Here is a 24,859-nt window from a genome sequence, read left to right as displayed (position 1 = left end):
GCGAGCCGGTTTTTTTATGTCATTTGACCAGGAATACTGAATGAGCGCGATCCTCACTGATGAAGTAAGAAAAGGGTTAAAAGACTCTGCGGCCCACTGGGATGATGACAGCCTGACACGGGATCAGCTCAAACAGCGGCTGGAACACTTCAACCATCTGCTGGCCACCGCGTTTGATGCGGGTGAGCCCGTGGAAAATCTCATCGCTGCTCGTACCCGCTATATTGACCGCCTGTTACGCCGCCTGTGGCGCTTTTTTGGCTTCGATACCCTGCCTGCGATTACGCTGGTCGCGGTAGGCGGTTATGGCCGAGGCGAGCTACACCCCCTGTCGGATATCGATATTCTGATCCTCAGCCGCACACCACTGGATGAGCAAGCCGCAGCGCAGACCAGTGCCCTGTTAACCCTGATGTGGGATCTCAAACTGGAAGTGGGCCACAGCGTACGTACGCTCGAAGAGTGCCTGCTGGAAGGCCTCTCTGACCTCACCATCGCCACCAACCTGGTGGAGTCCCGCATGTTAAGCGGGGATGTTGCGCTGTTCCTTGAGATGCAGAAAAACGTCTTCAGCGATGGCTTCTGGCCTTCAGCCCAGTTCTTTGCCGCAAAAATTGATGAGCAAAATGAACGCCATCAGCGCTATCACGGCACCAGCTACAATCTGGAACCGGACATCAAAAGCAGCCCCGGCGGGCTGCGCGATATTCATATGCTGCAGTGGGTCGCGCGGCGGCACTTTGGTGCCACCACCTTAAGTGAGATGGTGGGTTTTGGCTTTCTGACCGAAGCAGAGCGTAATGAACTGAACGAGTGTCAGCTCTTTCTCTGGCGTATCCGTTTTGCGCTGCATCTCACCCTCACTCGCTATGACAACCGCCTGCTGTTTGATCGCCAGCTGACCGTGGCACAACGCCTGAAATACCAGGGCGAAGGCAACGAGCCGGTTGAACGTATGATGAAGGATTTCTACCGCGTTACGCACCGCATTGGCGAGCTGAATCACATGCTGCTCCAGCTGTTTGATGAGGCCATTCTGGCGCTCTCCACCACGGAAAAGCCACGTCCACTGGACGATGAGTTCCAGCTACGTGGCAGCCTGATTGACCTGCGCGATGAAACGCTGTTTGTCCGCGAGCCAGAGTCAATTTTGCGCATGTTCTACGTGATGGTGCGTAACGAAAATATCAGCGGGATCTACTCCACAACGCTACGGCACCTTCGCTTCGCGCGTCGCCACCTGGCGCAGCCGCTGTGTCAGATCCCGGAAGCGCGCCAGCTGTTTATGGCGATTTTGCGTCATCCGGGTGCGGTGCGCCGTGCGCTGGTGCCGATGCACCGTCACAGCGTGCTATGGGCTTACACCCCGCTGTGGGGGCATATTGTGGGTCAGATGCAGTTTGATCTGTTCCATGCCTACACCGTGGATGAACACACCATCCGCGTACTGCAAAAGCTGGAAAGCTTCGCGGATGAAGCCACCCGCCCGATGCACCCGCTGTGTGTTGAGCTCTGGCCACGCTTGCCCCAGCAAGAGTTGCTGCTCATGGCTGCTCTGCTGCACGATATTGCGAAGGGCCGCCACGGCGATCACTCCATTCTCGGCGCGCAAGATGCCATTGAATTCGCAGAGCTGCATGGGCTGAACTCACGCGAGATGCAACTGGTTGCCTGGCTGGTACGTCATCACCTGTTAATGTCTGTCACCGCACAACGTCGCGACATTCAGGACCCGACCGAAATTCAGCAGTTTGCTGAAGTGATGCAAAACGAAAACCGCCTGCGCTATCTGGTGTGTTTAACCGTGGCCGACATCTGCGCCACCAATGAGAGCTTGTGGAACAGCTGGAAACAGAGCCTGCTGCGCGAGCTGTTCTTCGCCACCGAAAAACAGCTGCGTCGCGGTATGGAAAACAGCCCAGACCTGCGCGATCGCGTCCGCCATCACCGCCTACAGGCACTGGCCCTGTTGCGCATGGATAACATCAACGAAGAGCGCCTGAATGAAATCTGGCGACGCTGCCGGGCCGAATATTTCCTGCGCCACACGCCGAACCAGCTAGCGTGGCACGCACGCCATCTGATGGATCATGACCTGAATAAACCGCTGGTGTTGGTTAGCCCGCAAGCCACGCGCGGCGGCACGGAAATCTTCATCTGGAGCCCAGACCGGCCCTACCTGTTTGCCGCCGTTGCGGGTGAACTTGATCGGCGTAATCTCAGCGTGCACGATGCGCAAATCTTTACCAGCCGGGATGGTATGGCAATGGACACGTTTATTGTGCTGGAGCCGGATGGCAGCCCACTGGCGGCGGATCGCCATCTGATGATTATTCAGGCGCTGGAACAATCTATTGCCCATACCGAGTGGGTGCCGCCGCGCACGCGCCGCGCCTCTTCACGTCTGAAACACTTCAGCGTAGACACCGAAGTGAACTTCTTGCCTGGTCACACTGACAGACGTAGCTACCTTGAACTGGTGGCGTTAGACCAGCCTGGTTTGCTGGCTCGCGTGGGTGAAGTGTTCGCTGATTTAGGCGTCTCGCTCCATGGCGCGCGGATCAGCACCATCGGTGAACGCGTAGAGGATTTGTTTATTCTGGCAAATAGCGAACGCCGTGCACTTGACGCTAAAATGCAGGCGGTATTGCAACAACGGTTGACAGAAGCCCTTAATCCAAACGATAAAGTGTGATCGAGATTCACGTCCGGTACAGGCCGGACATTCGCTAAGACAGACTCAGGAAATAATTATGCAACAGTTACAGAGCGTTATTGAAACTGCCTTCGAGCGCCGTGCCGATATCACGCCAACCAGCGTTGATACCGTTACGCGTGAAGCCATTAACCAGGTTATTGCCCTGCTGGACAGTGGTGCACTGCGCGTCTCTGAAAAGATCGACGGCCAGTGGGTAACGCATCAGTGGCTGAAGAAAGCCGTGCTGCTCTCTTTCCGCATCAATGACAATCAGGTCATGGAAGGCGCAGAAACGCGTTTCTACGACAAAGTTCCAATGAAATTCGCTGGCTGGGATGATGCTCGCTTCAAAGAAGCTGGCTTCCGCGTGGTGCCACCGGCAGCGGTTCGTCAGGGTGCATTTATTGCACGTAACACCGTACTGATGCCTTCTTACGTCAACATCGGCGCCTACGTTGATGAAGGCACCATGGTTGATACCTGGGCGACAGTAGGTTCATGTGCTCAGATTGGTAAAAACGTTCACCTGTCTGGCGGCGTTGGCATCGGCGGCGTACTGGAGCCACTGCAGGCTAACCCAACCATCATCGAAGATAACTGCTTCATCGGTGCACGTTCAGAGATCGTTGAAGGTGTCATCGTTGAAGAAGGTTCTGTGATCTCAATGGGCGTTTACATCGGCCAGAGCACCAAAATCTTTGACCGTGAAACTGGCGAAGTTCACTACGGCCGCGTACCTGCTGGCTCCGTGGTGGTTTCAGGTAACCTGCCTTCTAAAGATGGCAGCTACAGCCTGTACTGTGCCGTGATCGTGAAGAAAGTTGACGCGAAAACCCTCGCGAAAACCGGTATCAACGAACTGCTGCGCACCATCGACTAAGCCTCTCCGACGGGTTGTTTACAACCCGTCATCTTTTCTTTACGTGAATATCCCGCCAACCTGCTTCGCTGCGCAAATTAACTGCTGCGTTTGTTTTTTATCCAGGTCATAATCCGCGCCAGCTAACTCCCCGCGCGCTGTCATTGTGAAATTTAGAGCTACAGTTATTGGGTAGCAGAGTGCAATTGCGCGCCTCTCAATGATGATGGAATGAAATTATGTATGACAATCTGAAGAGTCTCGGCATCACCAATCCGGATGATATCGACCGCTATAGCCTGCGTCAGGAAGCCAATAACGACATCCTGAAAATCTACTTCCGCAAAGACAAAGGCGAGTTTTTTGCCAAAAGCGTAAAATTCAAATACCCACGCCAGCGCAAAACCGTGGTGTCCGATCACGCCAACCAGGGCTACAAAGAAGTGCAGGAGATCAGCCCGAATCTGCGTTACATCATCGATGAGCTGGATCAGCTGTGCCAGCGCGATCAGGTTGAAGTGGATCTGAAACGTAAGATCCTCGCCGATCTGCATCACCTCGAAAGCGTTGTCGCGAACAAGATCGCCGAAATCGAATCCGATCTGGAACAGCTGACGCGTAACGGCCGTTAATCTTGCCAGGGATGTGCGCCCCGCCATCCCCGCTTATTGCCGTGCGGCTTGTTTGATCGCCCTCTGTCAAACAAGCCGCACGGGATATTACTCATCCAGTTGCAGCGCCACATACAGCAACAGGCGATCATCAAAATCGGTCAGATCCAGACCGGTCAGCTCCGATACCCGATTAAGCCGGTACTCCAGCGTATTACGATGGATAGATAACGCACGCGCAGTCGCGCTAGGCTGTACGTTAAAGCGAAACCAGGTAATCAGCGTGCGGCGCAACAGCCCGTTGCTGTCGAGTTCTTTCAGACGAGAGAGTGGCCGTGCCAGCTCGTTGGCCTGCCAGCCACCCCGTAAATTATCCAGCAACACGGGTAGGACTAAATCCTGATAGAAGAAACCATGCGCCTCGGGCTGACGCTGCTTACCCACTCGCAAAGTGGTACGCGCGGTGCGCCAGGAGCGCGCAACGCTGCCAGCACCCGTGAAATAGTTCCCCAACGCGAAGCGGACACGCAGCGGAGATTGATCCTGCAACAGGCTTTGCCAGTGCTCAATCCGCTGGCGATGGCTATCCGCATCAAACTCGCCCGCGCTGTTGAGTGCAGGCCGCAGCACCACCAGCTCAGTCAACGAGACCAGCGTGCTCAAATCCCCGGCTTCGAGTGAATGCGGGAGGTGCTGCAACTGTTGCAATGCCGATAACACAGCATCGGCATCCTGCACGTCACTCTCCACTTCAATCACAATCGCCACGCGCGGCAACCAGGGGTCAATACCGAGTAAATCGGCCCAGACCAGCAACGAAGGCGCTAGCTGATCGTGATGAATCAGGCTCAGCACTAACTCTTCGCGCTGTCGACTCTCTTGCTGCTGCGCATTCAGGCGATGTGCCTGCACCAGCATCATTTCGGCCGTCATGGCCACCAGCTCAGCGTACTGGCGCAAAGAACCAGACTCACCGCGTAGGACAATCACGCCAGCCAGTTCGCTGTCGAGATGCAGTGGCAGACAAACTTCGGACTGTTGAGTAAAAAAAGCCGCATCGGACTCATGGGAAGGGAGATGACTCTGCGCCAGCAAACGTAGCGCGCCTTCATGTAATTCCCCAATCTGCTCGCGGTCGCTACTGCCAATGATCCGGCCTCTGACATCCACAACCAGTACTTCACAATCAATAACCCTGACGGTACGGGCAATAATATCCTGAGCCAGACGAGCATCCAGGTGATAGCGAGCCATTTCTCACTCCCGAAAAAACAGCAAACACAAAGCATACGCGCCCACAAAAACCCTGGCATAACGCGGCTGCGTTTAACCTCAAAGTTTATGCGGGATATGTGGCAAAGGTCACACTCTTTACGGGGTTAAGTATGACAGAAAAAAGGCGAACCGGAGTTCGCCTTGAGTACGCTAAAGGGAAATTACTGCATCAGCAGGTAAAGATTGCTATCGGCGCGCTTAATGTTCAGCGCCAGTACCGATGGCTTAGCGTCGAGGATTTTACGCAGTTCGCCGAGGTTAGCGATGGACTGCTGGTTAACACCGACAATCACATCACCTTTCTTCAGACCGATGCGTGCAGCGGCGGTGCCCGGTTTAACGCTGTCGACCTGAACGCCTTTCTGGCCAGCAGTGCTGCTGTTGCTCAGCTCTGCGCCTTCAATGCCGGTATAAATATTGGCAGACTGTACTTTGTCTGCGGTGCTCTGTTGCAGCTCAACGGTCACTTGCACCGGTTTGCCATCACGCAGCAGACCCAGTTCCAGCTTGGTGCCCACTGGCAATGAACCCACTTCAGCACGCAGGGCAGCAAAGCTGCTCAGAGGACGATTATTGAGTGAAACCACCACGTCCCCGGCTTTGATACCGGCTTTCGCCGCCGCAGAGTTCGGCAGCACCTGGCTGACAAACGCACCGCGCTGCGCATCAACGTTCATCGCTTTTGCCAGCTCAGAGTTCAACTCAGTGCCCATAATGCCCAGTTCACCGCGTTTCACCTGGCCGTATTCGACCATCTGCGCTGACAGGTTTTTCACCATGTTACTCGGGATAGCAAAGCCGATACCGATATTGCCGCCGTCTGGTGCCAGAATCGCGGTATTAATACCAATCAGCTCACCGTTGAGGTTGACCAGCGCGCCCCCTGAGTTACCCCGGTTGATCGCGGCATCGGTCTGGATAAAGTTCTCGTAATTTTCAACATTCAAACCACTACGACCCAGCGCCGACACGATACCGGAAGTCACGGTTTCACCCAGGCCATACGGGTTACCGATGGCGACGGTATAGTCACCCACGCGCAGATTATCGGAGTCGGCCACTTTAATGGCAGTCAGGTTTTTCGCATCTTTCAGTTGGATCAGCGCAATGTCAGACAGCGGATCTTTGCCGATCACTTTGGCATCGTAACGACGGCCATCGCTCAGCTGCACCTGAATTTTGGTGGCATTTTCTACCACGTGGTTATTGGTAACCACATAGCCCTTATCGGCATTAATCACCACGCCAGAGCCCAGCGCGCGGAATTTTTCCTGCTGGGTGTTGGAACCGCCGTCACCGCCACCGGCACCGCCCTGCTGGCAGACCGGAGAGCTCTGGAACGGAGAACCGTCCTGGCACAGCGGCGAGTTATCGCCAAAGAATTGCTGGAACTGCTGTGGCAAACGCGGCGTTTTCACCGTGGTGCTGCCTTCAACACTGATACTCACCACCGAAGGCATCACTTTTTCCAGCATCGGGGCCAGGCTTGGCAGCTGTTGGCTGGAGGAAGAGGCACTCTCAGCGGCAAAAACCGTAACCGGAGTCAGCGCCATGCCAAGACTCAGCGCCAGCGCACTCAACATTAATGTGCTTTTTTTCATTTGTCTTTGTCTCTTCTGAATATAACGTCCAGACCATTGCTGCGGTCTCAGGTTGAGATTTACGTTTTACCGTGAAGTTCCTGAGAAAGTTTTGGTCAAAGGTAAAAATTTATGCCGCATCTTTACAAAACTCAGACTATTCCACTGCCATTAAACGCCGGTACTCATCCCAGGCATACAAATCGGTCATCCCGCTAATGTAATCCTGAATCAACCTGAAGCGATAATAACGCTCCCACAGCAGATACTGATAAACCGGAAGGGTGGCCAGTGTTTCCATTTTAGCCTGATAAGCCCGCCGATGCTTACCCGAGAGCTTATGAAACAGACGCGTCTCAATGGGATGCTTAGCGAGATAATCCTCTGCCATTAACTGCTGAAACTGTTGGCTGCTGAGTTTCATCAGCGGCTGGTAAATCTCCAGCAGCCCCCGAATCACGCGATAGCCCTGTAGCTCCAACTGCTCCACTTCCGAATGGTTAAATACGTGCCGACGCGCCACCGTTTTAAATAATTGCAGTAAACGCCCCTCTTCACCTTCATCTTCTAATAACGCATGATTAAAGTCGCCGTTGAAAATAGCAGGTAGATTGTCGATAAAACGCTTAACGGCATAACTCACTAATAACGATTGCACGTTGACACGCAGCGACATAAAAAACTGATCGTTTGTGCTACGGCGATTTTTTGTTTTAGCTTCCTGCCATGCCTGCCCAATCGTCCGGCTGAAAACATCGCCGGGTTTTATCTCCCCCCAGTTTTCCGTGAGGTAACGATAAAGCGTCTCGACATCAAAAATCTCTTTCTCAATCGCGTCATCCAGATCGGCAATGCAATATGAAATATCGTCGGCGGCTTCCATAATATAGGTCAGGGGAAAACGATGATGCTCCTCCAACTGGGTTGCCGCGCGTAATTCAGCAATATATTCACGTTCTGACAAATAAAAGCCGGGCTTCTTCATCAACACGCTAAACGCTGCTGGCTTCTCACCCTGCCACCAGGCCGGCGCGGTATACTTCAACACACAGGCAACCTGCGAATAGCTCAGATTCAGCTGAAGGAGCGAATGCACGATGCGAATCGCCTGCGCGTTGCCTTCGAAGTTACACAAATCTTGACGAATCATTGCATTTAGCCGGTCAAAATCGGCCTGCTGCTGCGGGTTCTTTACCTCCGCCTGCTGCGGCGTGGGAAGCAGTTGCGGAAGATGTTCCTTGAACCATTCATTAATGGCCGCTTCACCAAAATGCCCAAAAGGCGGATTGCCAACGTCGTGCATCAGACAGGCCATCTCAACCAGACTTTCAAACGCCCCGGCCATCTCTTCCAGACCGTACTGGGCTAACCCTTCGCTGCTGCGCAAAGCCTGCAAAATTTCCCGTGCGATGTAGCGCCCGGTTTGCTGTACTTCCAGTGAATGCGTCAGGCGCGAGCGCACCGCCGCGTTACGCTCCAGTGGAAAGACCTGGGTTTTCTGTTGCAGGCGGCGAATGGCCGCTGAGTTGATGATCCGCCCGCGATCGCTTTCGAAATGGCGGCTAATGGCATATTCCCCCACCGGGACATCTTCACCATTATTATAAGGACGGGTAAAACAGATTCTCTCCCTGAAATTAATCGTTCCCATTGTTCCCTCCGGTATTTTGCTGAATTCATCCCGCTGGAGCCATGCTAGACTATGCCTCACTTTTTATCTTCACATCCACCACATTAGCGAGACTCTCTATGAAAGTAGGCATCATTGGCGCGATGGAGCAGGAAGTTACTCTGCTGCGTGACAAAATCGACAACCGTGAAACCCATAAGCTGGCTGGCGCTGAAATCTATACCGGTACACTGAACGGCGTTGAGGTTGCACTGCTGAAATCAGGTATTGGCAAGACCTCTGCGGCGCTAGGCACCACCCTGCTGCTGCAACTGTGCAAGCCAGATGTGGTTATCAATACCGGTTCGGCGGGTGGTCTGGCGAGCAATCTGAAAGTTGGCGATATCGTCGTCTCTGATGAAGTGCGTTATCACGATGCCGATGTCACCGCTTTCGGTTATGAACCCGGCCAGATGGCAGGTTGCCCGGCAGCGTTTGTGGCTGACAAAGCGTTGATTGAAGCGGCTGAAGAGGTGATTCAACAGCTGAATCTGAATGCCGTACGTGGTCTGGTAGTCAGTGGTGATGCGTTTATCAACGGTGCCGAGCCGCTGGCCCGTATCCGTAAGACCTTCCCACAGGCCGTTGCCGTGGAAATGGAAGCCACTGCGATTGGTCACGTGTGCCATCAGTTCGGTGTGCCATTTGTGGTGGTACGCGCCATCTCTGACGTTGCCGATCAGGAATCGCACCTCAGCTTTGATGAGTTCCTCAGCGTGGCTGCCGCTCAGTCTTCACTGATGGTGGAAAACCTGCTGACTCACCTCACGCGTGGCTAAATCCCTTTGGCTGTGCTGGCTGCTGCTCCTGAGCGGCAGCCTGTTTGCCGCACCAAGGGTGATTACCCTTGCCCCTCACCTCACCGAACTCGCTTTCAGTGCAGGTATCACCCCGGTTGCGGTCAGCGCCTGGTCAGACTATCCGCCCGCGGCGAAAAATATCGAACAGGTGGCGAACTGGCAAGGTATTAACCTTGAACGCATTCTGCAACTTAAACCCGATGTGGTGCTGGCATGGCGCGGCGGGAATCCCACCCGACAGCTAGATCTGCTACAGCGCACGGGCATTGATGTTGAATGGATCGATCCTGGCAGTATTAGCGATATGATCGCCGCACTGACTAAGCTCGCCAGGTGGAGTCCCCATCCCGGGCAAGCAAACGAGCAGGCGCAACAGCTACGCCAGCAGGAAATTCAGCTACGCCAGCGCTATAGCCATCTCCCCGCAGTGCCGGTGTTTTTGCAGTTTGGTATGCAGCCCCTGTTTACCGCCGCCAAAGACACGCTGCAAAACAACATCATTCAGCTGTGTGCCGGTAAAAACGTGTTTGCCGACAGCCGCGTGAGCTGGCCGCAAGTCAGCCGCGAGCAGGTACTGATGCGTCATCCGCAGGCGATTATCATTGGCGGCAGCGAACAACAAGCCAAAAACGTGGCGCAATTCTGGCAGCCGCAGCTCAGGGTTCCCGTGATTGCAATCAATGACGACTGGCTCAGTCGTCCAGGTCCGCGTATGCTGATGGCTGCGGCTCAGCTCTGTGCCGCACTGCATCCTGAAGCAACAAAATAATGATTAAAGTTTGATCAGAACTTGTCGATAAAGACTCTGAAGCGATTACGCATGTACGTAGTCGCTCAGCTTTCGCCCGAATGGGCCATTTTGACTACACCAGGTACCTATCATGATCAGAACATTAGTCCTGATCACCGGGCTGCTGACGGCCTTCACGCTGCCAGCCGCAACCACCACCGGCACAATTGCGGTGCAACTGGTGATCTATTCCCGCTGTAATGTGCAAGCCGTCAGCTCGCTTGAGAGACCGGTGATTGATTGCGGGCAGCACTTTAGTGCGCAGCCCCGCGTGACCAGCGAAGCCTATCCGGGCGATGCAAGTAGCCGGATAACAGAAAGGTTAGTCACGGTAGAGTGGTAAACAGGCCGCCCAGGCGGCCTGAATCATCAGATACTGAACGAGGAACCACAGCCACAGGTGGTTTTGGCGTTGGGGTTGGTGACAACAAAGCGTGAACCTTCCAGCCCTTCGGTGTAATCCACGGAACCACCAACCAGATATTGCAGGCTCATTGGGTCAACCACCAGAGAAACGCCCTGCTTCTCGATGGTCATGTCGCCGTCGTTCATTTGATCGTCGAAAGTAAAGCCATACTGGAACCCGCTGCAACCGCCGCCGGTAATGTAAACGCGCAGTTTCAGTGCCGGATTCTCTTCATCAGCAATCAGGTTTTTGACCTTCTTGGCTGCGGCATCGGTAAATTGCAACGGCAGTGCTGCTACATCATCACTCATGTTTTACTCCGGTAAACGCCCAGGTCAGAAAACGACCTTAATGCCCTTATTATCTGTCAGCCCTGTGTTGCAATCAAGTTTCACCTTTCGCACTCTGTGCCAGTGGGCTGATTACAGAGAGGTTTGGCTCGCCCTGCCACTTCCCGTAGAATAGCGCGAAATTTCTCAGGACAGCAGGAGTCCAGGATGAGTAAGTCAGAAAATTTATTTACCGCAGCCCAACGTCTGATCCCCGGTGGCGTAAACTCGCCGGTGCGTGCTTTCAACGGCGTAGGCGGCGTTCCCCTGTTTATTGAACGTGCCAACGGTGCCTATCTGTATGATGCCGACGGCAAAGCCTATATCGATTATGTTGGCTCCTGGGGCCCAATGGTGCTGGGTCACAACAACGCGGAAATTCGCAATGCGGTGATTGAAGCCGCTGAGCGTGGCCTGAGTTTCGGTGCACCTACCGAAATGGAAGTCAAAATGGCTGAGCTGGTCTGCGAGTTAGTGCCAAGCATGGATATGGTGCGCATGGTGAACTCCGGTACTGAAGCCACCATGAGCGCCATTCGTCTGGCGCGTGGCTTCACTGGCCGTGACAAGATCATCAAGTTCGAAGGTTGCTATCACGGTCACGCGGACTGCCTGCTGGTGAAAGCCGGTTCAGGCGCGCTGACGCTGGGCCAGCCTAACTCACCTGGCGTCCCGGCCGACTTCGCACGTCATACCCTGACCTGCACCTACAACGATCTGGACAGCGTGCGCGCGGCGTTTACTCAGTATCCAACCGAAGTCGCCTGTATCATCGTTGAACCCGTTGCGGGCAATATGAACTGCATCCCGCCACAGCCTGGCTTCCTCCAGGGCCTGCGTGCGCTGTGTGACGAGTTTGGTGCCCTGCTGATTATCGACGAAGTGATGACCGGTTTCCGTGTCGCCCTCGGCGGCGCACAGGCACACTATGGCGTCACGCCTGACCTGACCTGCCTTGGCAAAATCATTGGTGGCGGTATGCCAGTGGGGGCTTTCGGTGGCCGCCGTGAAGTGATGGAAGCGCTGGCACCTACCGGCCCGGTTTACCAGGCTGGTACGCTCTCCGGCAACCCCATCGCGATGGCCGCTGGCTTTGCCTGCCTGTCACAGATTGCCCAACCGGGCACGCATCAGACGCTGACCGAGCTGACTAACCAGTTGGCCGCAGGCTTGCTGGCGGCAGCAAAAGAAGAGAACATCCCGTTGGTGATCAACCATGTCGGCGGGATGTTTGGCATCTTCTTTACCGCCGCCGCGGAAGTGACCTGCTACCAGGACGTGACCCAGTGTGACGTAGAGCGCTTCAAGAAGTTCTTCCATCTGATGCTGCAAGAAGGCGTTTATCTTGCGCCTTCTGCCTTCGAAGCAGGCTTTATGTCTCTGGCACACAGCGCAGAAGATATTCAACGCACCGTGGATGCAGCACGCCGCTGCTTCGCGCAGCTGTAAGCGCCCAGCCCGCCTTCATGGTTGTACTGCATGAAGGCGGGCACGACAAAGAACCGCCCGTCAGCCTGAGCCGTACCGTTCTCTTTTTTCTGGATAAAAGGATTTTATCGTGACATCTGTTAGCTGCTACAAGTGTCGTAAAGAAGTTGAAGAACCTCGCCAGCCTTGCAAAAACTGTGGCTCGTCCCCGGAGCAACCGGCTGAACGTAAAGTCAGTACTAAGCTGGGTTTTGGCATCGCCTTTATGCCGGTTATTTTTTACTGGTTCCTGTTACGTAAAGGCTATTCGAAACGCGCCAGAATTATTGGGTTTATTTTCCTGGTGATATTCGTCTGGTCGATGTGTAATAAAATCGACCGTGCGCTGGAGATCATCAATGCACCCAGCCCCTATCACGTGCAAAGTGCTGACCAGCTCTACCGCAATTAAAGCCCGCAGTGCGGGCTTTGTTATTCAGGGGTAACTCAGCGCGCCCGGCGCATCAGCCAGATAAAGTAAGGTGCGCCTATAAAGGTCGCCATCAGCCCTGCCGGGATCTGCTGCGGGAATGCCAACATGCGGCCACACCAGTCAGCAGCGATCATCAATGCCGCGCCTAATAGCGCTGAAACCAGCAATTGCGGCAGCGCGCGGCGGAAGCCAAGCATACGCACAATGTGAGGAGCCATCAGGCCGATAAAGCTCAACGGACCAATCGTCAGCGTTGAGGCTGCGGTCAGTGCCGCAGCCAGCAGCAGCAACAGAGCACGCGAGGTTCCTAACGCCATCCCCGTTGAACGCGCAGTCGCACCGCCTAACGGCAGGATCGTCAACCAGCGGCTGGCCAGCGGAGCCAGCGCAACCAGCACCACTGCGCACAGTACGCTGACACCGGCCTGGTGCAGAGTAATGTTGTAGGTCGAGCCAGATATCCAGCTCAACAGCCCCGCCATACGCGGATCGCCACTTGCCAGCAGCAACATCAGCACCGTGACAAACGCGCTATTCAGGGCCATGCCCGCCAGCAACATCCGCTCTGGTGAGAAGCCGCCACGGCTGGCAACCAGCATAATCACCAGCAAAGTCAGCGCTGCGCTAAGAATCCCCGCAGGCAGCAGCCACAACGTGGCATTGCCGGGAACAAAGAACATCATCACGACCACACCAAACGCCGAACCCGAGCTGATCCCCAGCACTTCAGGGCTGGCCATCGGGTTACCGGTCAGGCGCTGAATCAAGCATCCCGCCACGCCCAGCATCATGCCCACGGCCAGCGCCGCCAGCACGCGCGGCAAGCGCCACGGCAGCAGTTGTTGCCACATTTCACCGCTGGCCCAGTGCCAGTTCCCGGCCCCTCGCCCAAAGCTGAGTGCCAGCCAGAAGAGCAGCGCCAGCAGCAGCAGGCCCATCAGGCACCACAGCATCACCGACTGACGCTCAGCAGGCACTTTATCGCCCTGATTCAGCGCCGGTGGCACGGAACCGGTGCGCAGGCGAGGCAACAGCCATAACAACACCGGAGCGCCCAGTAAGGCAGTTAACGTCCCGGTGGAGACTTCACGCCAGTGCCCCGCCAGCCACAGCACGCACTGGTCTGCCAGCCACAGCATCAACGCCCCAATCAGCGGGGCCAGCAGCATACGGCTCAGCAACCGCCTTCCGCCCAGCAGCCGCGCCATCAGCGGGGCAAACAGGCCAATAAAACCAATAATCCCGGCGACGTTCACCAACTGCGCACTCAATACAATCGCCAGAGCCAGCCCGCCAATACGCGCCAGATTGAGCGCCAGGCCAAGATTTTGCGCCACGCCATCATCCAGGCCCATCAGGGTTAATGGCCGCAGCAGCGCCAGCGCCAGTAATAGGGCGATCAGCAAGCGCGGCCACAGTTGGCTGACATTACTCCAGTCCACCTGGTTCAACGAACCACTGCTCCAGAGGAACATGTTTTGCAGCTGGTCGTGATTAAAAATGGCGAAAATCTGGTTCACTGCCCCGCTGTAAAGGCTGAGAACCAGCCCCGCGAGGATCAAGGTGACGGGAGACAGGCGCTTGCCCCAGGCGACGCCAAACACCAGTAAGCCCACCAACACCGCCCCCGCCAGGGCCGCAAACTGATGCAATCCCCACGGCAGCTGCCACAGTGTGGCTACCGTCAACCCCAGCTGCGCCCCGGATGAGACCCCCAGCGTGGTCGGTTCCGCCAGCGGGTTGCGTAATAGCTGCTGGAACAGCAACCCGGCCAACCCGAGGCCCGCGCCAACCAGCAAGGAGAGCACCAGCCGCGATAACAGGCTGTAGTGAAACACCATCTGCTGGATATTGTTGATATTCGGCATCCACAGCGCCTCACCCCACTGCGCATAAGGCAGGGCTTCATGCAGATTGAGCAGGGTTAAACCGAGTGCAGCGGCCAGTAATCCCAGCGGCAGCAACCCTGAAACGGGTGTCCGGCTCATCATTTCCCCTCCAGCGCACGCAGTAACACGCGGACAAATTGCAGCGCCGAGAGCGTTGCGCCGTAGTACCACACCGCAGGCACCGAGATAAAACGCTGCTGCTGAATAAACGGCAGCGATTGCCACAGCGGGCTGCTCTGCACTTGTTGCAGCATCTCCGCATTATCATGATCAAAGCAGATCGCCTGTGCATGTTCGATGGTTGCCAGACGTTCAATACCAATCACCGCACTTCCCCAAAAATTGGTCTCACCTTGCCAGGCGTTTTCTAAGCCCAGCAGTTGCATGACATCAAGAAACAGGCTGCTTTTGCCAAAGACAATCGCGTGGCGACTGTCCATCAGCGACATCAGCAGCAGTGGACGCTGGGCAAAAGGTGCCAGTCGCTGGCGTGCCGCGGCCACTTCGGCATCAAACGCCTGCAAGTGCTGTTCCGCCTGCGCTTCGCGCCCGAGCAGACTTGCCAGCCGATGAAGCGATTGACGGGCGGTCGCCAACGGATGTCCCGAACCATCATTGAGATCAAAACCTTCTACGGGGGCGATACGCTGCAACTGCGCGGGATTTGGCCCATAGCCGTTCGAATACAGGATCAGCGAAGGCTGCATCTGGCTCATCAACTCCAGATTGGGTTCGGTACGCAATCCAACATCAATCACGCCTGCAGGCAAAGCCGGTTTTCCCACCCAAACGTTGTAATTGTGCAGATCGGCCACGCCATAGGGGCGTATACCCAGCGCCAGCAGTAATTCCACCGGCAACCACTCAAGGGCGATAATGCGCTGAAGATCGGGAGAGGCTGCACGAGACGAGAATGTCGTGAGCAGCGGCGAGAGCGCAAAAGCCGTCAGTAAACGACGACGGAGATAATCAGGCATCAGGCTGACCTCAGTAGACAAAACTGACAGGCGATCCGCCCTGTGGATGTGGCAATATTCCCATGGGAATACCATAAATCTCCTGCAATACCGCGGGCTGCATAATCGCCTCTTCACTGCCCGCGGCAATCATTTTTCCGCCGCGCAGTGCCACCAGATGGTCGCAATAGCGTGCCGCCATATTGATATCATGCAGAACCGCAATCACGGTTAGCCCGCGCTCACGGCTCAAGCGTTGAATCAGTGCCAATACCTCAACCTGATGCGCAATATCCAGCGCCGAAGTCGGCTCATCCAGCAGCAGGCAGCGACTGTTTTGCGCCACCAGCATAGCCAGCCAGGCGCGTTGTCGTTCACCCCCGGAAAGGCTATCCACCAGTCGGGCCGCAAACGGTTTAAGCCCCACCAGGGTTATCGCCTCTTCGACCCGGTCACGATCTTCCTGACCGTAGCGTCCCAGCGCGCCGTGCCACGGATAACGGCCAATCGCTACCAGCTCCCGAACCGTCATGCCTTCTGCGGCGGGCAGTTGCTGCGGCAGATACGCCACCTGACGCGCAAACGCTTTACTGGCCCACTGTTCCACCGGCAGATCATTTAACAGCACTTCACCCGCCGTGGCAGCATGATGGCGGCCCAGCATTTTCAGCAGGGTCGATTTGCCTGAGCCGTTATGGCCGATCAAGGCCGTGACTTTGCCTGGCGGGAACGTCAGTGAGAGGGGGGACAGCAGCATTCGGCCCGGCACTGCAAAGCTGACGTTATTCAGGGTGAATGTGGATTCGCTGGCGTGCTGCTGCATGATGATTCCTGCTGGCTGTTCGGAGTAGAAGGCGACATGATAACGAGAATGATTCGTATAGTCGGCGCGATAATATGCGAAAGCAAGGATAGCCTGCAACAAAAAGGGCGCCAAAGCGCCCTGTGGGAATCATGAAGCTGAACCGGGTGCGAGGCCAGTGCCTCGCACCGCTATCAGTTATTACCGAACATATCTTTAATCCAGCCAGCAACACCGTTGCTGTCTTTCTGTTCGTTTTGCTGTTGTTGCTGCAACTGTTGCTGCTGCTGCAACTGCTGTTCCTGCTGCTGCTGTTGCTGCTGAATCATCTGCTGCTGCTGTTGGCACAGCGCGTTCTGATCCACCGCCCACACTGGCAGACTGCGCCAGGTCGGTGCATCGCTGCCGCCGCACAGGAAATTACCGTTACCGTCGATATTCATGGTGGAGATATCTTCCGGCGGCGTCAGCACCAGCGGTGTCGGTGCCTGATTATCCAGATAGCGACGATAAATCTGCATTGCACCGTTTGCACCCCACAGCTTGGTGCTCTGGTTGTTATCACGTCCAACCCACGTCACCGTGACCTCTTTGCCATCGATACCGGTAAACCAGCTGTCGATCTGGTCGTTGGTGGTACCGGTTTTACCAGCCAGATGCGCATTTGGATAACGCGCGCCCAGGGCATGAGCCGTACCACGCTGTGCAACCTGCTGCATCGCATACAAGGTCAGATAAGCGGCCTGAGCAGGCTCAACACGCTGTGCCTGTGGGAAGCTTTGATACAGCACCGTACCGTCTTCAGCAATCACTGAACGCACCGCAGAGAGTGGTGCGCGGTTACCGCCACTGGCAATGGACTGGAACGCCTGCGCGACTTCAATTGGCGTCAGGTTAAGCGCACCTAACAGCATTGCCGGAACCGGATGCAGCTGATCTTTCGGCACACCCAGTTTGGTCCAGGTATCCACAATCGAATCCAGCCCCAGCGTCATACCCAGGTTAACCGTCGGTACGTTCATGGAGTTGGTCAAAGCGTCTACCAGCAAGACTTTCCCGCTGAAGCGACGATCGTCATTCTGTGGACGCCAGACGGTGCCGTTAGACTGCTTCAGCGCTATCGGCTCATCCGCCAGCCAGGTATTGAGGCGATAGCTGTTCGGCTGGGCCAGCGCCGTCAGGTAGGTTGCCGGTTTTGCCAGTGAGCCGATGGAACGGCGCGCCTGAATAGCACGGTTATAACCCGCAAACTGCGGATCAGACCCGCCAACCATCGCACGGATTTCACCGCTAAAGCGGTCAACCACCACCATTGCCGTTTCAAGATCTTTCAGGTTCTTCTGCTTTTTCAGCGCCGGAATCCCGTCGATCACCGCTTTTTCTGCCGCATCCTGCGAGATCGCGTCCAGCGTGGTGAAGATCTTCACGCCAGAGAGATCCTGCACTTTATCGCCCAGCTTCGCCTGCAACTCACTGCGTACCACCTGCATGAAAGCAGGCTGCGGTGAAATCACTCCGCCCTTCGGCTGAACGCCAAGCGGACGCGCAGAGAGCATGTCATACAGCGGCTGATCGATGATTTTCTGCTCTTGCAACAGACGCAGCACCAGGTTACGTCGCTGCAACGCCAGCTGCGGATTACGCCACGGGTTATACAGCGAAGCCCCTTTCACCATCCCCACCAGCAGTGCCTGCTGATCGAGGCTCAGCTCATCCACCGGGCGGCCAAAGTAATACAGGCTCGCCAGCGGGAAGCCGCGAATCTGATCGTTACCCGCCTGGCCGAGATACACTTCGTTGAGATACAGCTCCAGAATGCGATCTTTGCTGTAGCGCGCATCCATGATCACCGCCATATAGGCTTCACGCGCTTTACGCCACAGCGAACGCTCGTTGGTGAGGAACAGGTTTTTCACCAGCTGCTGCGTCAGGGTACTTCCGCCCTGCACCGCTTTACCGGCGGTGATGTTCGCCAGGAAAGCACGGCCAATGGAGTAAGGGCTGATCCCGTCATGCTCATAGAAGTGGCGGTCTTCGGTCGCCACCAGGGTATCAACCAGCAGATCCGGGAAGCCGGCACGCGGCACAAACAGACGCTGCTCGCCATTTGGCGATTGCAGCATCGTGATAAGACGCGGGTCGAGGCGGAAGAAACCAAAATCGCGGCCGGTATCGAGGTTTTTAATCTCATCCAGGCCGTCATTGGTGAACGTCATCCGTGCATTGATTTGGCCTTCTTTACCATCCGGGAAATCAAACGGACGACGCAGCAGATCGATGCTGTTCCCTTTGACGGTGAACTCACCAGGACGGGTAATACGCGTGACTTCGCGATATTGCGTCCCTTCCAGCAGGGCAACCATCTCTTTGCGGTTCATCGGCATGCCCGGTTCGAGGCTCACCACGCGCCCATAGACGGCCGCAGGCAACTGCCACACTTTACCGTCGATACGGCTGCGGATCTCAGAATCGAGATAGATGCCCCAAACGGCCATCACAACCACAAACACCAGGAAAAGCTTGATAAACCAGCCTAACCAGCGGCGTTTTTTTCCGCCCGCTGGGCGCTTCGCTTTACTTTTACGTGGCACTGATGCCCTCTCCTCGTTATCTTCGCCGCTGGCGAAATCATCTTCATCATCCCTGCGGCGACCCCGCCCGGCAGAAGTGCGGGGCGGTTTGGGCTGTTTTCCTTTGCGCCCAATGGGTTCGCGATCGTTCCCAGACATTTATTTTTTCTCCAGGCATAGCTTCGGCTGCGCCGCTACTCTAACTGCTTTCGGACATTTCGCCTCGCAGAACCCTCTGAATTTCAGATCCTGCACGTGCTTAAGGTGAAAACTTTTTGGTGCGCCGGGTCGGCAGCGCATTGGCCGGATCGTCCGGCCATGCATGTTTGGGATAGCGCCCTTTCATCTCTTTCTGCACTTCGCGCCAGGAACCGCGCCAGAAGGCAGCCAGATCCCGGGTGATCTGCAAGGGACGATGGGCCGGAGATAGCAGCTCCAGCACCAGCGGGACACGCCCTTCCGCAATCACCGGATTTGAGGCCTCACCAAACATCTCCTGAATCCTGACGGCCAGCGCAGGTGGCTTATCACTGGCATAACAAATTGGCAGTCGGCTTCCGGTCGGCACAGTGTAATGAGTTGGCAGTACACTATCCAGACGCTGGCGTTGTGACCATGTGAGTAAATGTAAGAGTGCACTGACAAGATTGACGCTTTGCAGCCCTTTCACATCGCGCACCTGGCTCATCTGCGGCAGCAGCCAGTGAGACAGAGAGTGTAGCAGTGATTCATCGTCTACTGCGGGCCACTCCTCTTCCGGCAGCCACTCGGCAGCACACTGCATTCGCAGGCGCAGTTGCTGAGATTCATCACTCCAGCCCAACACTTGCAGCCCTTTTTCCGCCACCCAGCGCAGCATCGCCGCATGTAAAATTTCCGGTTCGGGCCGCGCCATCGGCTGGCTGCGTAGCACCAGTGCGCCAATCTGATCGCGCTTCAACGTGCGCAGTGTACCTTTCTCTTCATCCCACTCGACCTCAATGCGGCTCTCTACCAGCTGCGGTAACGTCAGCAGCAGCGCGTCGAGATCCACCGGCAGCGCCAGTAAAATACGCGCATCCGGCGTGTTTGCACTTTGTAGCAGCTGCGGCGCAATCAGCCACGGCTGGCGGGTTAATCCTTCCTGCTGATCCAGCATCGCACCTTGCCCATTGGCGAGTTGGTAGCGCCCACTGTCATCACGGCGGCGTGCCAGGCGATCGGCAAATCCAGCGGCCAACAGGCGCGGCAACAGGGATTCATCATACTGACCGCGTGGCGCACCCAGCCGTTTTTGCCAGTGCGCGGCACGTCTTTGCCAGTGGGGCTGTGGCCGATGCAACGCATCACGCAGATCCGGAGAACCGCTGCGGGACGGCTCCTCCAGAATGGCCACCAGCAAGGCGGCACTGGCGATGGCATCCGCATCACGGCCAGCGGCACACAGGATTGCCGCATGACGCGGATCGCCCCCCAGTTGCGCCATACGGCTCCCCAGAGGCGTTAAGCGGCCCTGATTATCCAGCGCGCCCAACTGGGTCAGGGTTTGTTGTGCGGCAGAGAGCGCACGCTGTGGAGGGGCATCCATCCAGGTTAGCTGAGCCGGATCGCTGCATCCCCAACTCAGGAGATCGAGCCACAGTGGACTGAGTTCGCTGTGTAAAATCTCGGGTTCACTCTGTGCGGCCGCCCGCTCGGCCTGCTCCAGAGGTATCAGATGGAGACAGATCCCCGCCTCCAGTCGGCCTGCACGGCCTGCGCGCTGTACCATGGAAGCCTGGCTAATCCGTTGCGTTTGCAGGCGCGTCACCCCGGTGCGCACATCAAACTGCGCGGCCCGTTCCAGCGCGCTGTCGACCACCAGACGAATACCTTCAATGGTCAGACTGGTCTCTGCAATGTTGGTTGCCAATACCACTTTGCGTCGGCCTGTGGCCGCAGGCTGAATCGCACGCTGCTGAGCAGCCAGCGGCAAAGCGCCATACAGTGGTGTGAGGTCAACATCCTGCGCTATCCGGCTCTCCAGCTCCCGCTTTACGCGTTCAATTTCCGCCACGCCGGGTAAAAACAGCAGCAGTGAACCCGTTTCATCGCGCAGCAGCTGTGCCACTTCGCGCGCAACCGCCTCTTCAAAGCGAGTTTGAGGATGAAGTGAAGCATAACGCCGCTCTACCGGGAAACTGCGTCCGGCAGAAATCACCCATGGCGCGTCAGGCAACAGGGCAGAGAGTCGGGCGTTATCCAGCGTGGCGGACATCAGCAGAATTTTGAGATCGTCACGCAGCCCCTGCTGCACATCCAGCAGCAGTGCCAGTGCCAAATCCGCCTGTAAACTGCGTTCATGGAACTCATCGAGGATCACCAGGCTCACCCCTTGCAGCTCAGGATCTTGCTGCAACATGCGGGTCAGAATCCCTTCAGTAACCACTTCCAGCCGGGTATCAGGCCCACAGCAGCTTTCGCCACGCATGCGGAAGCCCACCGTACCGCCAGGCTGCTCCCCCAACTGCTGCGCGAGGCGCTGAGCAACGTTGCGCGCGGCTAACCGGCGCGGCTCCAGCATAATGATCCGCCCTGGCAGGCTCGCCTGCTGCAACAACTGGAGCGGCAGCCAGGTGGATTTCCCCGCTCCGGTGGGCGCGGCTAATAGCACCTGCCGGGACTGTTCCAGCGCCGTCAGTAATTCAGGTAGCACTGCGCTCACTGGTAAATCATTCACCGCCAACTCCACTTATCACCTGTGTTAATATGCCGCGCATTGTATCACTGCCTTAACGAGAAGCCGCTATGGCGACACAACGCCTGTTTTTTGCGCTTAGCCTGCCTAAACCTCTGCCGCAGCAGCTCGTTAACTGGCGGGCAGAACAGTTCGCCGCTGAAGACGGCAAACCGGTAGAAGCGGCCAACCTGCACCTGACGCTGGCGTTTTTAGGTGACGTCAGTGACACCACTTCCGCGCGTTTACAGCAAGCCGCCGCACGTATTCAGCAGCCCGGTTTTCAGATTGAGTTAAATGATGCAGGCCACTGGCCGCGACCGGGCGTGGTGTGGTTGGGCTGCCAGCGTGCGCCGCGTGGGCTGCTGCAACTGGCCAGCCTGCTGCGTTCTCAGGCCGCGCGCCACGGCTGCCCGCAGAGCACTCAGCCGTTTCACCCGCATATCACGCTGTTACGTCACGCTACCCAGCGCGTGGCACTGCCAGCACCCGGTTTTCACTGGCAGTTCACGGTAGAGCACTTTGGCCTTTATTCCTCCAGTTTTAGCCGTGGCCGCACCCGCTATAAACAGCTGGCCCGTTGGCCGCTGCTGCCTCTCGCATAAGGAGATGTATGCTGTTCGATCCCCCACTGCAACCGGCGCGTTTACTCGCCCGCTATAAGCGCTTCCTGGCGGATGTCGTCACGCCTGCTGGCGAGACTTTTACGCTGCACTGTGCCAATACCGGCGCCATGACCGGCTGCGCCACGCCGGGTGATACCGTCTGGTATTCCACCTCTACTAGCCTGACGCGCAAATATCCGCACAGCTGGGAATTAACCGAGACTCAGGCCGGTGACTGGATCTGCGTAAATACCCTGCGCGCCAACCAGTTGGTGCGGGAAGCCCTCGAATTACAGCTCATCCCGGAATTGTCCGGTTATGATCGCTGCCAGGCGGAGATTAAATATGGCAGTGAAAAAAGCCGAATTGATTTTCTGCTACAAGCAGAGGGTCGGCGCAACTGCTATATTGAAGTCAAGTCCGTAACCCTTTTACAGCAAGGAAAAGGCTATTTTCCGGATGCGGTGACGCTGCGAGGCCAAAAGCACCTGCGCGAACTGAGCACGGTTGCGCAGGCGGGCCATCGGGCAGTCTTGTTGTTTACTGTTTTGCACTCGGGGATTGAGGACGTCTCTCCGGCACGGCATATCGATGCCGCGTATGCAGAACAACTGGCCCAGGCGCAAAAGAGCGGTGTGGAACTTCTGGCGTATCAGGCTTCGCTTTCGACTTCGGGCATGCTAATAAATAAGTCATTGCCCATCGCATTGTAATATCCCAGACAATTTGCTGTGATAAGAATGCGTTGAGCCGTGCGCCGATTACGCTGTTCCTCACAGGCTTGTCAAGGTGTTGACAGGAATAATTGCCAACCCTGACTGCTTCTGCTATTTATAGCGGCCTGTTTTTCCCCGTTGGGGGATCGATGTACCAGAGAATCTTCAGAAAGCCGTTGGATGGTCGCTATATGTTGAGCTGAAGCAGCAGTCTGAAGATGATAGGTATAGTGCGTGTTATCCAGGAGAAACAACATGCAAGAAGGGCAAAACCGTAAAACATCGTCCCTGAGTATTCTCGCTATCGCTGGGGTAGAGCCATATCAGGTTAAACCAGGCGAAGAGTATATGAATGACGCTCAGTTGGGTCATTTCAAGAAAATACTGGAAGCGTGGCGTAATCAACTGCGGGATGAAGTGGACCGCACTGTTTCCCATATGCAGGACGAAGCAGCAAACTTCCCGGATCCGGTCGACCGTGCCGCACAGGAAGAAGAGTTCAGTCTTGAACTGCGTAACCGTGACCGCGAGCGTAAGCTGATCAAGAAGATCGAGAAAACGCTGAAAAAAGTGGAAGATGACGATTTCGGCTACTGCGATTCCTGCGGTGTAGAAATTGGCATTCGCCGCCTGGAAGCGCGTCCAACTGCTGACCTTTGCATTGATTGCAAAACGCTGGCAGAAATCCGCGAGAAGCAGATGGCTGGCTGATGTGCCGCCTCTGTGAATCACCAAACGGCGGGGAAACCTCTGTTTTCCCGCTGTGCGGTCACCTCTGAGATGAACAGTTCTTCCCCCTGTGTTGGGCGCTTCGCACCCTCTCCTTCTGGTGAACTCCATTTTGGTTCTTTGATTGCTGCACTGGGTAGCTATCTCAACGCGCGTGCGCAACAGGGCCGCTGGCTGGTTCGCATCGAAGATATCGATCCGCCACGAGAAGTGGCCGGTGCCGCACAGCAGATCCTGCATCAACTGGAACATTATGGCCTGCACTGGGATGGCGACGTGCTGTGGCAGTCCCAGCGCCATGAAGCCTACCGCGAAGTGCTGAACTGGCTGTGCCAGGAACGGCAAAGTTACTGGTGTACCTGCCCACGCAGCCGCATTCAACAGTTAGGCGGTTTCTATGACGGCCACTGCCGTACGCTGCAACGCGGGCCGGAACACGCGGCTTTGCGCCTGCGCCAGCATCAGCCGGTGTATCAGTTTGGTGATGGTTTGCAGGGCCTTTTAAGCGTAGATGCGCGGATGGCAGAAGAAGACTTTATTATCCATCGCCGTGATGGGCTGTTTGCTTACAATCTGGCGGTGGTGGTGGACGATCACTATCAAGGCGTCACGGAAATCGTGCGCGGCGCGGATTTAATTGAGCCCACCGTACGACAAATCGCCCTGTATCAACAGCTCGGTTGGTCAGTGCCCGATTACCTGCATCTGCCGCTGGCGTTAAACCCAGATGGCAATAAATTATCCAAGCAGAATCACGCGCCAGCCTTGCCAGCAGGCGATCCGCGCCCGCTACTGGTGGCCGCATTACGCTTTCTGGGTCAGCCCGTCAGTGACGGCTGGGCCGACGAAACGCAGGCACAATTACTGGCTGCTGCGGTGAAGCATTGGGATATTGCTGGCATCCCTCGCGGGAACATGCTGACAACAGCATTCTCAAACGGTTCACTTCAAGCTATGATTAGCCGCTGATTTTAACAACA

General features: G+C 56.1%; 21 protein-coding genes. 12 read left to right on the top strand and 9 right to left on the bottom strand.

Features of this window, described 5'->3' with window-relative positions; all coding sequences use genetic code 11:
• The first annotated feature begins 40 nt into the window (after window positions 1-40).
• The 3 genes from glnD (at window position 41) to B880_RS0116315 (ending at window position 4,189) form a co-directional block, all read left to right on the top strand.
• The gene (gene glnD, locus B880_RS0116325; protein ID WP_017348518.1) at window positions 41-2,695 is read left to right on the top strand and encodes a bifunctional uridylyltransferase/uridylyl-removing protein GlnD; all 2,655 of its coding nucleotides are present in this window, start codon (window positions 41-43) and stop codon (window positions 2,693-2,695) included.
• 58 nt (window positions 2,696-2,753) lie between these two features.
• Window positions 2,754-3,578: a 2,3,4,5-tetrahydropyridine-2,6-dicarboxylate N-succinyltransferase gene (gene dapD / locus B880_RS0116320; protein WP_017348517.1), complete on the top strand. Its 825-nt coding sequence runs from the start codon at window positions 2,754-2,756 to the stop codon at window positions 3,576-3,578.
• Between the two features lie 218 nt (window positions 3,579-3,796).
• A complete protein-coding gene (locus B880_RS0116315; RefSeq protein WP_017348516.1) occupies window positions 3,797-4,189 on the top strand; it encodes a DUF3461 family protein in 393 nt (130 codons plus the stop codon).
• Between the two features lie 87 nt (window positions 4,190-4,276).
• On the opposite strand, the gene B880_RS0116310 is transcribed toward B880_RS0116315, so the two are convergent.
• From B880_RS0116310 to dgt, 3 genes are all read right to left on the bottom strand, one after another.
• Window positions 4,277-5,422, bottom strand: a complete 1,146-nt coding sequence (locus B880_RS0116310) for a sugar diacid recognition domain-containing protein (RefSeq protein ID WP_017348515.1) — start codon at window positions 5,420-5,422, stop codon at window positions 4,277-4,279.
• 182 nt (window positions 5,423-5,604) lie between these two features.
• Entirely contained in the window at window positions 5,605-7,044 is a 1,440-nt protein-coding gene (gene degP / locus B880_RS0116305) for a serine endoprotease DegP (RefSeq protein WP_017348514.1), read from the bottom strand.
• A 136-nt stretch (window positions 7,045-7,180) separates the two neighbouring features.
• Window positions 7,181-8,674 (bottom strand): dGTPase, encoded by a 1,494-nt coding sequence (gene dgt / locus B880_RS0116300; RefSeq protein WP_017348513.1) that lies wholly within the window; start codon window positions 8,672-8,674, stop codon window positions 7,181-7,183.
• Window positions 8,675-8,772: 98 nt separating this feature from the next.
• Here dgt and mtnN point away from each other — a divergent pair, with 98 nt between their 5' ends.
• The 3 genes from mtnN to B880_RS0116285 all read left to right on the top strand — a co-directional run bounded on the left by mtnN (window position 8,773) and on the right by B880_RS0116285 (window position 10,625).
• Window positions 8,773-9,471, top strand: coding sequence for a 5'-methylthioadenosine/S-adenosylhomocysteine nucleosidase (gene mtnN, locus B880_RS0116295; RefSeq protein WP_017348512.1), 699 nt, complete (start codon window positions 8,773-8,775; stop codon window positions 9,469-9,471).
• Window positions 9,464-10,261, top strand: coding sequence for a vitamin B12 ABC transporter substrate-binding protein BtuF (gene btuF, locus B880_RS0116290; protein WP_017348511.1), 798 nt, complete (start codon window positions 9,464-9,466; stop codon window positions 10,259-10,261). Before mtnN ends, btuF begins: the two co-directional genes overlap by 8 nt.
• A gap of 112 nt (window positions 10,262-10,373) precedes the next feature.
• A complete protein-coding gene (locus tag B880_RS0116285; protein ID WP_017348510.1) occupies window positions 10,374-10,625 on the top strand; it encodes a hypothetical protein in 252 nt (83 codons plus the stop codon).
• 26 nt (window positions 10,626-10,651) lie between these two features.
• Here the strand turns inward: B880_RS0116285 and erpA are convergent, their stop codons facing one another.
• Window positions 10,652-10,999, bottom strand: coding sequence for an iron-sulfur cluster insertion protein ErpA (gene erpA / locus B880_RS0116280; protein ID WP_017348509.1), 348 nt, complete (start codon window positions 10,997-10,999; stop codon window positions 10,652-10,654).
• Window positions 11,000-11,185: 186 nt separating this feature from the next.
• Between erpA and hemL the strand changes: the two genes are divergently transcribed.
• Window positions 11,186-12,466: a glutamate-1-semialdehyde 2,1-aminomutase gene (gene hemL, locus B880_RS0116275; protein ID WP_017348508.1), complete on the top strand. Its 1,281-nt coding sequence runs from the start codon at window positions 11,186-11,188 to the stop codon at window positions 12,464-12,466.
• Window positions 12,467-12,575: 109 nt separating this feature from the next.
• Complete coding sequence (locus B880_RS0116270; RefSeq protein WP_017348507.1) at window positions 12,576-12,896, top strand: hypothetical protein; 321 nt, start codon at window positions 12,576-12,578, stop codon at window positions 12,894-12,896.
• Window positions 12,897-12,931: 35 nt separating this feature from the next.
• On the opposite strand, the gene fhuB is transcribed toward B880_RS0116270, so the two are convergent.
• From fhuB to hrpB, 5 genes are all read right to left on the bottom strand, one after another.
• Window positions 12,932-14,908 carry a Fe(3+)-hydroxamate ABC transporter permease FhuB gene (gene fhuB / locus B880_RS0116265; protein ID WP_017348506.1) on the bottom strand — a complete coding sequence of 659 codons (1,977 nt, stop codon included), beginning with the start codon at window positions 14,906-14,908 and terminating at the stop codon, window positions 12,932-12,934.
• Entirely contained in the window at window positions 14,905-15,783 is an 879-nt protein-coding gene (gene fhuD / locus B880_RS0116260) for a Fe(3+)-hydroxamate ABC transporter substrate-binding protein FhuD (RefSeq protein WP_017348505.1), read from the bottom strand. The genes fhuB and fhuD overlap by 4 nt, the downstream gene beginning before the upstream one ends.
• A 10-nt stretch (window positions 15,784-15,793) precedes the next feature.
• Complete coding sequence (gene fhuC, locus B880_RS0116255; protein WP_017348504.1) at window positions 15,794-16,585, bottom strand: Fe3+-hydroxamate ABC transporter ATP-binding protein FhuC; 792 nt, start codon at window positions 16,583-16,585, stop codon at window positions 15,794-15,796.
• Between the two features lie 173 nt (window positions 16,586-16,758).
• A complete protein-coding gene (gene mrcB, locus B880_RS0116250; RefSeq protein WP_017348503.1) occupies window positions 16,759-19,293 on the bottom strand; it encodes a bifunctional glycosyl transferase/transpeptidase in 2,535 nt (844 codons plus the stop codon).
• A gap of 100 nt (window positions 19,294-19,393) precedes the next feature.
• The gene (hrpB, locus tag B880_RS0116245) at window positions 19,394-21,832 is read right to left on the bottom strand and encodes an ATP-dependent helicase HrpB (RefSeq protein ID WP_036646218.1); all 2,439 of its coding nucleotides are present in this window, start codon (window positions 21,830-21,832) and stop codon (window positions 19,394-19,396) included.
• 68 nt (window positions 21,833-21,900) lie between these two features.
• On the opposite strand from hrpB, the gene thpR reads away from it, so the two are divergent.
• From thpR to gluQRS, 4 genes are all read left to right on the top strand, one after another.
• Window positions 21,901-22,434 (top strand): RNA 2',3'-cyclic phosphodiesterase, encoded by a 534-nt coding sequence (gene thpR, locus B880_RS0116240; RefSeq protein WP_017348501.1) that lies wholly within the window; start codon window positions 21,901-21,903, stop codon window positions 22,432-22,434.
• Between the two features lie 8 nt (window positions 22,435-22,442).
• Window positions 22,443-23,147, top strand: a complete 705-nt coding sequence (sfsA, locus tag B880_RS0116235; RefSeq protein WP_017348500.1) for a DNA/RNA nuclease SfsA — start codon at window positions 22,443-22,445, stop codon at window positions 23,145-23,147.
• 258 nt (window positions 23,148-23,405) lie between these two features.
• Window positions 23,406-23,861, top strand: coding sequence for an RNA polymerase-binding protein DksA (dksA, locus tag B880_RS0116230; protein WP_017348499.1), 456 nt, complete (start codon window positions 23,406-23,408; stop codon window positions 23,859-23,861).
• A gap of 69 nt (window positions 23,862-23,930) precedes the next feature.
• Entirely contained in the window at window positions 23,931-24,848 is a 918-nt protein-coding gene (gene gluQRS, locus B880_RS0116225) for a tRNA glutamyl-Q(34) synthetase GluQRS (protein WP_036646215.1), read from the top strand.
• Window positions 24,849-24,859: the final 11 nt, after the last annotated feature.

This window comes from Pantoea sp. A4, assembly GCF_000295955.2.
Taxonomy (GTDB): Bacteria; Pseudomonadota; Gammaproteobacteria; order Enterobacterales; family Enterobacteriaceae; genus Pantoea; species Pantoea multigeneris.
This window is presented reverse-complemented; position numbering and strand designations above follow the sequence as displayed.

Bases quoted from the DNA above. Each gene is read 5' to 3' on its own strand.
- fhuB (WP_017348506.1), bottom strand. From the start codon at position 14,908: ATGATGAGCCGGACACCCGTTTCAGGGTTGCTGCCGCTGGGATTACTG.
- erpA (WP_017348509.1), bottom strand. From the start codon at position 10,999: ATGAGTGATGATGTAGCAGCACTGCCGTTGCAATTTACCGATGCCGCA.
- fhuD (WP_017348505.1), bottom strand. From the start codon at position 15,783: ATGCCTGATTATCTCCGTCGTCGTTTACTGACGGCTTTTGCGCTCTCG.
- mtnN (WP_017348512.1), top strand. From the start codon at position 8,773: ATGAAAGTAGGCATCATTGGCGCGATGGAGCAGGAAGTTACTCTGCTG.
- B880_RS0116285 (WP_017348510.1), top strand. From the start codon at position 10,374: ATGATCAGAACATTAGTCCTGATCACCGGGCTGCTGACGGCCTTCACG.
- hemL (WP_017348508.1), top strand. From the start codon at position 11,186: ATGAGTAAGTCAGAAAATTTATTTACCGCAGCCCAACGTCTGATCCCC.
- B880_RS0116310 (WP_017348515.1), bottom strand. From the start codon at position 5,422: ATGGCTCGCTATCACCTGGATGCTCGTCTGGCTCAGGATATTATTGCC.
- B880_RS0116315 (WP_017348516.1), top strand. From the start codon at position 3,797: ATGTATGACAATCTGAAGAGTCTCGGCATCACCAATCCGGATGATATC.
- gluQRS (WP_036646215.1), top strand. From the start codon at position 23,931: ATGAACAGTTCTTCCCCCTGTGTTGGGCGCTTCGCACCCTCTCCTTCT.
- fhuC (WP_017348504.1), bottom strand. From the start codon at position 16,585: ATGCAGCAGCACGCCAGCGAATCCACATTCACCCTGAATAACGTCAGC.
- dksA (WP_017348499.1), top strand. From the start codon at position 23,406: ATGCAAGAAGGGCAAAACCGTAAAACATCGTCCCTGAGTATTCTCGCT.
- dgt (WP_017348513.1), bottom strand. From the start codon at position 8,674: ATGGGAACGATTAATTTCAGGGAGAGAATCTGTTTTACCCGTCCTTAT.
- sfsA (WP_017348500.1), top strand. From the start codon at position 22,443: ATGCTGTTCGATCCCCCACTGCAACCGGCGCGTTTACTCGCCCGCTAT.
- thpR (WP_017348501.1), top strand. From the start codon at position 21,901: ATGGCGACACAACGCCTGTTTTTTGCGCTTAGCCTGCCTAAACCTCTG.
- glnD (WP_017348518.1), top strand. From the start codon at position 41: ATGAGCGCGATCCTCACTGATGAAGTAAGAAAAGGGTTAAAAGACTCT.
- mrcB (WP_017348503.1), bottom strand. From the start codon at position 19,293: ATGTCTGGGAACGATCGCGAACCCATTGGGCGCAAAGGAAAACAGCCC.
- degP (WP_017348514.1), bottom strand. From the start codon at position 7,044: ATGAAAAAAAGCACATTAATGTTGAGTGCGCTGGCGCTGAGTCTTGGC.
- dapD (WP_017348517.1), top strand. From the start codon at position 2,754: ATGCAACAGTTACAGAGCGTTATTGAAACTGCCTTCGAGCGCCGTGCC.